This is a genomic window from Mesorhizobium sp. M7A.F.Ca.MR.245.00.0.0, from assembly GCF_003997415.1.
In the GTDB taxonomy this organism is placed as follows: Bacteria; Pseudomonadota; Alphaproteobacteria; order Rhizobiales; family Rhizobiaceae; genus Mesorhizobium.
In genome coordinates this window covers 41,865-47,047 of the sequence record NZ_RZTE01000026.1, presented here as the reverse complement: position 1 = coordinate 47,047, position 5,183 = coordinate 41,865, and the positions used below count along the sequence as shown (strand labels likewise).

At 63.2% G+C, this 5,183-nt stretch carries 6 protein-coding genes and 2 pseudogenes; 2 read left to right on the top strand and 6 right to left on the bottom strand.

Features of this window, described 5'->3' with window-relative positions:
- Positions 1 to 6 precede the first annotated feature (6 nt).
- From EOB80_RS35480 to EOB80_RS23220, 6 genes and pseudogenes are all read right to left on the bottom strand, one after another.
- Positions 7 to 156, bottom strand: a pseudogene (locus tag EOB80_RS35480) (GTP-binding protein); the annotation flags it as partial.
- A 42-nt stretch (positions 157 to 198) separates the two neighbouring features.
- The gene (locus tag EOB80_RS23240; protein WP_164761850.1) at positions 199 to 435 is read right to left on the bottom strand and encodes a sulfurtransferase TusA family protein; all 237 of its coding nucleotides are present in this window, start codon (positions 433 to 435) and stop codon (positions 199 to 201) included.
- An 8-nt stretch (positions 436 to 443) separates the two neighbouring features.
- The gene (locus EOB80_RS23235; protein ID WP_127321561.1) at positions 444 to 1,742 is read right to left on the bottom strand and encodes a murein L,D-transpeptidase family protein; all 1,299 of its coding nucleotides are present in this window, start codon (positions 1,740 to 1,742) and stop codon (positions 444 to 446) included.
- A gap of 217 nt (positions 1,743 to 1,959) precedes the next feature.
- Positions 1,960 to 2,910: an acetyl-CoA carboxylase carboxyltransferase subunit alpha gene (locus tag EOB80_RS23230; protein ID WP_127266672.1), complete on the bottom strand. Its 951-nt coding sequence runs from the start codon at positions 2,908 to 2,910 to the stop codon at positions 1,960 to 1,962.
- Between the two features lie 99 nt (positions 2,911 to 3,009).
- Complete coding sequence (locus EOB80_RS23225; RefSeq protein WP_127321560.1) at positions 3,010 to 3,927, bottom strand: site-specific tyrosine recombinase XerD; 918 nt, start codon at positions 3,925 to 3,927, stop codon at positions 3,010 to 3,012.
- Between the two features lie 17 nt (positions 3,928 to 3,944).
- On the bottom strand, positions 3,945 to 4,097 hold the full coding sequence (locus EOB80_RS23220) for a histidine kinase (RefSeq protein ID WP_127266685.1): 153 nt from the start codon (positions 4,095 to 4,097) through the stop codon (positions 3,945 to 3,947).
- 210 nt (positions 4,098 to 4,307) lie between these two features.
- Here EOB80_RS23220 and EOB80_RS23215 point away from each other — a divergent pair, with 210 nt between their 5' ends.
- Positions 4,308 to 4,919, top strand: a complete 612-nt coding sequence (locus EOB80_RS23215) for a shikimate kinase (RefSeq protein WP_127266670.1) — start codon at positions 4,308 to 4,310, stop codon at positions 4,917 to 4,919.
- Positions 4,916 to 5,183, top strand: a pseudogene (locus EOB80_RS35475) (3-dehydroquinate synthase); the annotation flags it as partial. The gene EOB80_RS23215 and the pseudogene EOB80_RS35475, both read left to right, overlap by 4 nt.

Sequence of the window (5,183 nt, the reverse complement as noted above, 5' to 3'; positions counted from 1 at the left end):
TGGGAGCTACCGCCCGGCAATCGCCAGCGGGTTGTTTTCCAGCGCGGCGCGATCGGGCGTGTCGATCGACGGCCGGTTGGTGAAGGCGGCGAACAGCCTGCGGATATAATCTTCGGGCATATCGAGCGTGATCAGCACCAGCCGCGTGCCGCGCTGGAAAACAACCCGCTGGCGATTGCCGGGCGGTAGCTCCCACGATTACGGCGCGCCGCGCTCGACCAGGAAGCGATGGCCGCCGGAGACCGCCGCCGTTTCAATCAACTGGTGGCCGCTCTCCGAACAGAATGCCGGAATGTCGATGACGGCCAGCGGGTCGGTGGTCTCCAGCCAGAGCCGGCTGCCCGGTTGCATCCCCGCCAGGCGCTTCTTGGCCTTGAGCACGGGCAAGGGGCAGTTCAGCCCCTTGAGGTCATAAATAGCGGCGCGATCATCCACGGGCGAAATCAACCGCCGAACATGCCGAGCAGCTTGTTCTTCAGCTTCGTCACGCGGCTCTCGTCGGCACTCGCCGCTTGCGTCTCAGCCATCGGTGCCGCTTCCGAAGGGGCCGCGATGGTCGCGGTGGCGACAGGGGCTTCCTTGGCAGCCTTTTCGGCCTCCTTTTCGGCCACAGCCTGGGCCTTGGCGGCTTCCTTGGCTTGCTTGGCCGCCTCTATGGCAGCGAGCCTCTGCTCCTCGGCCTTCTGCTTGGCCGCCTTTTCGGCATCGAGGGCCGCCATCTTGCGGCCGGCAGGCGAATCGATGCGGCCCATGCGCGCCGTCTCGGTGACCGAGCCGTCATTGTTGAGCGACGGCGGATCGATCGGCACGCGTTCACCGCGTGCGCGGCGCTTGGACCAGTCGGAGACGATGCTGGCTTCCTTGATACCGGCAATGGTCGGCTTGGGCGCTGGCACGCTGGCCTTGACCGCGCCGCTGAACGCAGCGTCGTAGGTGCTCATGTAGGAATTGTAGGCGCTCTTCAGCGAATCAGGTTGCGTGGTCGCCGGGCAGGCGCCGGCCGGATCGAATGTCTGACCGTCGGCGGCAACCTGGTTGAAGACATAACGCTTCTCGCAGACATCGACCTTCGGCGGCACCTTGGTGATCTCGAAATTGTCGTAGCCGACCTTCAGCATCTTCCAGAAGTCGTAATTCGGGTCGTTGCGGTAGCGCGCCATGTTGGCGGCGGTCATGCGGAACGGAAACGCCTGGATCTGGAACTCGGTCTGGCCGCCCTGGAAAGCATCGCGGCCGAACGCATAGATCTGCTCGATCTGCGCATCGGTCATCGAATAGCAGCCCGACGACGAGCAGGCGCCGTGCACCATCAAATTGGAGCCGGTACGGCCATTGGCGCGGTCATAGGCGTTGGGATAGCCGATGTTGAAGGACAAATGGTAGTTCGAGCGCGGATTCATCTGCGCCGGGCGCACCGTGTAGAAGCCTTCCGGCGCCTGGCGGTCGCCTTCGGTGTATTTCGGCCCGAGCTTGCCCGACCATTTGCAGATGTCGTAGCTGGCGACCATGTCGTAGCGGCCGTTGGTCTTGGCCTTCCAGATCTCGAGCTTGCCTTCTTCCTTGAAGATGCGGGCCATCACCGACGAGGTGCGGACCATGCCCTTGGCTCTCATGTCGGCGAGGATCTTGTCGGGCAGCGGCTTGTTGGCCTCCGGGGCAAAATCCTTCATCGACGAATTGTTGCAGCCGGCAACGCCGAGGGCAGCGATCAGGATTCCGGTGCGGGCAAGCTTGACAAACATGGCTACGGATATCGTCTTTTCTCTGGCGCCAGGACGCTTCCTGCCCCGGCTGCTACACTGCGCATCGACGGACCCTAAGCCCGTTAACCCTAATAAATTCCTTACCGCAAGTGCCGACGCATCCCCCTGCGGCAGTCTCATTGAGCCGAATGCAGCGGCATTTTTGTGGCAAAAATGCTCCGCCCCGCCACATTGTTGCGGCCAAGGCTGCCTGTGGTCAGAGACTGCGGCCCATGGCCAGGTATTTTTCGCGGCGCTGCTCGCGGAAATCGGTGTTGGCGCCGGCAAAATCCTTCATCGTCCTGGCGATGAGGTCTCCGGTCGCGGCGATCACCGTTTCGGCGCCGCGATGCGCACCGCCGAGCGGCTCGGGGATGATGGCGTCGATGATCTTTAATTCAAAAAGATCCTGCGCGGTGATCTTCATGTTGGTCGCCGCGTCCTTCGATCGCGTGGTGTCGCGCCACAGGATCGAGGCGGCCCCTTCCGGCGAAATCACCGAATAGATGGCGTGTTCGAGCATGTAGACGCGGTTGGCGGTGGCGATGGCAATGGCGCCGCCCGAACCGCCTTCGCCGATGACCACTGAGATCGACGGCACTTTCAGGCCGAGACAGGTCGAGGTTGAACGGGCGATAGCCTCCGCCTGGCCGCGCTCCTCGGCGTTGACACCGGGATAGGCGCCGGCCGTGTCGACCAGCGTCAGCAGCGGGATCTTGAAGCGGTCGGCCAGTTCCATCAGCCGTGCCGCCTTGCGGTAGCCCTCCGGGCGAACCGATCCGAAATTGTGTTTCAGGCGGCTGGCTGTGTCGGAACCTTTTTCCTGGCCGATGATGGCAATGGGTTCGCCGCGGAAACGGGCGAAACCGCCGACGATCGCCTGGTCCTCACCGAAATTGCGGTCGCCGGCCAGCGGCGTGAAATCGGTGAGCAGGCCCTTGATATAGTCGACGCAATGCGGCCTGTCGGGATGGCGAGCCACCTGCACCTTCTGCCACGGCGTCAGCGCCTTGTAGGCGTCGCGCAGCGCGTCGCGGGAGCGCTTCTCAAGACGGCTGATCTCGTCGCCGACATCGACCGCCTCGCCATTCTCGGCAAGCTTCTTCAGCTCGAGTATCTTGCCCTCGAGGTCCTGCACCGGTTTTTCGAAATCGAGGTAATTATACATGCGTGAGCGGACCGATACGTCGGAAGGCAGTGGCTGACGGAACCCTTGAATCCAAGACTCCGGGCGGTGAAATGTCGTCCTCACATAGCGATATGAGGCCTAGTCGGCAAGCGGATGATGATCGTTGACCAGCCGCACCAGCCGCTCTTCCAGCACATGGGTGTAAATCTGTGTCGTCGATATGTCGGCATGGCCAAGCAATTGCTGCACGGCCCGGAGATCGGCGCCGTTCTGCAGGAGATGGCTGGCGAAAGCATGGCGCAGCACGTGCGGCGAGATCTTCGCCGAGGCGATGCCGGCCCTTGCCGCCAGCCCCTTCAGGTCACGCGCAAAGACCTGACGCGAGAGATAGCCGCTGTCGGAGGCGGCCGGAAACAGGAACGGACTGTCGGCAAAGGCTGGCACCTTGGCGCGGGCGGCGAGCCAGGTCTTCATCGCCGCGCGTGCCTTGGCCGAGAGCGGCACCATGCGCTCCTTGTCGCCCTTGCCGCGCACCATGAAAAAACGGTCGTCGCGCTGCGCCACCGTCACCGGCAGGCCGACCAGCTCGGAAACGCGCAGGCCGGTGGCGTAAAGCACCTCGACCAGCGCATGCAGGCGCAGTGACGCCAGACTGTCCCCATCGCCCGACGAGGCATCGCCGGCCTCAAGCGCCGCTCGGTCGATCAGCCGGCCAGTGTCGGCCTCGCTCATCGTCTTGGGCAGCGGGCGGCCCTTTCTCGGGCTGTCCAGCGTGCCGGTCGGGTCATCGCCCCGCAGGCCTTCGGCGTAGAGGAATTTGAAGAACTGGCGGATCGCCGACAGTTTGCGCGCCTGCGACGTGGCGGCAAAGCCGCGGGCGGCAATGTCGTCGAGATAGGCGCGGATATCGGCGGCGGCGGCACCAGCCAGCCCGCCATCGATCGCGCCAGAAGCGTCCTCGAGGTCGCGGCGGTAGGAGGAAAGCGTATTTTCAGCCGCGCCCCGCTCGGCGCTCATCATTTCCAGAAAGGCTTCGATGCGGGCGGCGCTGTTCATTCAATTTTTCTTCGGGTTCAGCTTTTCTTGGGGTTCAGCTTTTCCGGAGGGATGCGCACGCTCATTTCGCCCTTCTTTGGCTCGACGAACATCACCAGTGCGAACATCGCACCATAGGCAATACCTGCCAGAATCGCTGTTACCACGACAAAGCGAAACAGTGTCGGCATCAATTTTCGCCCGTCTTCTTGTTCTGCGTTTCCAAACCCTGTCCCCTTATGGGACGCCAACCCGGCCAATTCAAGGAAGAAGCGGAGGCCTGTTAGCAACTTCTGATGCAGACCTTGCCGGTCCATATCGGGTTCAAGGCACTTGCCCTGCTTGACGCAAACGGGCTTTTCATGTCGATACGCCGGCAAAGAGGGCCTTCGAAACATCCGATGAACGCGTTGCCAGCAAATCCTCCAGACGAGACCTACGCCGCGTTGCTTGGCCGGCTGGGCAGCCGTTCCGTCGTCTTCGTCGGATTGATGGGTGCCGGCAAGACGGCGATCGGCCGCAAGGTGGCGACGATGCTGGCACTGCCCTTCATCGACAGCGACCAGGAGATCGAAAGCGTCTCGCGCATGACCGTTCCGGAGCTGTTCGAGCGCTATGGCGAGACCGAATTCCGGGCGCTGGAGCAGCGCGTCATCCTGCGCGTGCTGGAAAACGGCCCGCAGGTGCTGTCGACCGGCGGCGGCGCCTTCATGAATGCGCAGACGCGCGAGGCGATTGCAGCGCAGGGCGTGTCGGTATGGCTGAAGGCCGAGCTCGATCTTCTGATGGACCGCGTCTCCAAGAAACAGAACCGGCCATTGTTGAAAAGTGCCGATCCGCGCGCCGTGCTGGAGCGGCTGATGGGCGAGCGCTATCCGGTCTACGCGACATCTGATGTCACCGTGCCGACCCGCGACGACCGCAAGGAAGTCATCGCGACCGAGGTGGTGGACGCGCTGTGCCGGCATTTCGGCATCGATGAGACAACGGCGACGGGCGAGGTGGAACAGTGAGCATCGAGGCACCCGTTGTCGTCGAAGTCGGCCTTGGCGACCGGACCTACGATATCCTGATAGGTTCGGGGTTGTTGGCCCGCGCGGGCGCCGAGATATCGGGCCGCCTGCCGGGTACACGCGCCGCGGTCGTCACCGACGCCAATGTCGCGGCAGCGCATCTCGCTGCCCTTCAGGCCAGCCTCGAAACGGGCGGCATCCAGACCGCCATCATCACGCTGCCGCCCGGCGAGAAGACCAAGAGTTTTGCTCATCTCGAAGAGG

What these genes read in the sequence shown, in the direction of transcription:
- EOB80_RS23235 (WP_127321561.1), bottom strand. Translation starts at nt 1,742, where the DNA reads ATGTTTGTCAAGCTTGCCCGCACCGGAATCCTGATCGCTGCCCTCGGC.
- EOB80_RS23230 (WP_127266672.1), bottom strand. Translation starts at nt 2,910, where the DNA reads ATGTATAATTACCTCGATTTCGAAAAACCGGTGCAGGACCTCGAGGGC.
- EOB80_RS23225 (WP_127321560.1), bottom strand. Translation starts at nt 3,927, where the DNA reads ATGAACAGCGCCGCCCGCATCGAAGCCTTTCTGGAAATGATGAGCGCC.
- EOB80_RS23220 (WP_127266685.1), bottom strand. Translation starts at nt 4,097, where the DNA reads ATGCCGACACTGTTTCGCTTTGTCGTGGTAACAGCGATTCTGGCAGGT.
- EOB80_RS23215 (WP_127266670.1), top strand. Translation starts at nt 4,308, where the DNA reads ATGAACGCGTTGCCAGCAAATCCTCCAGACGAGACCTACGCCGCGTTG.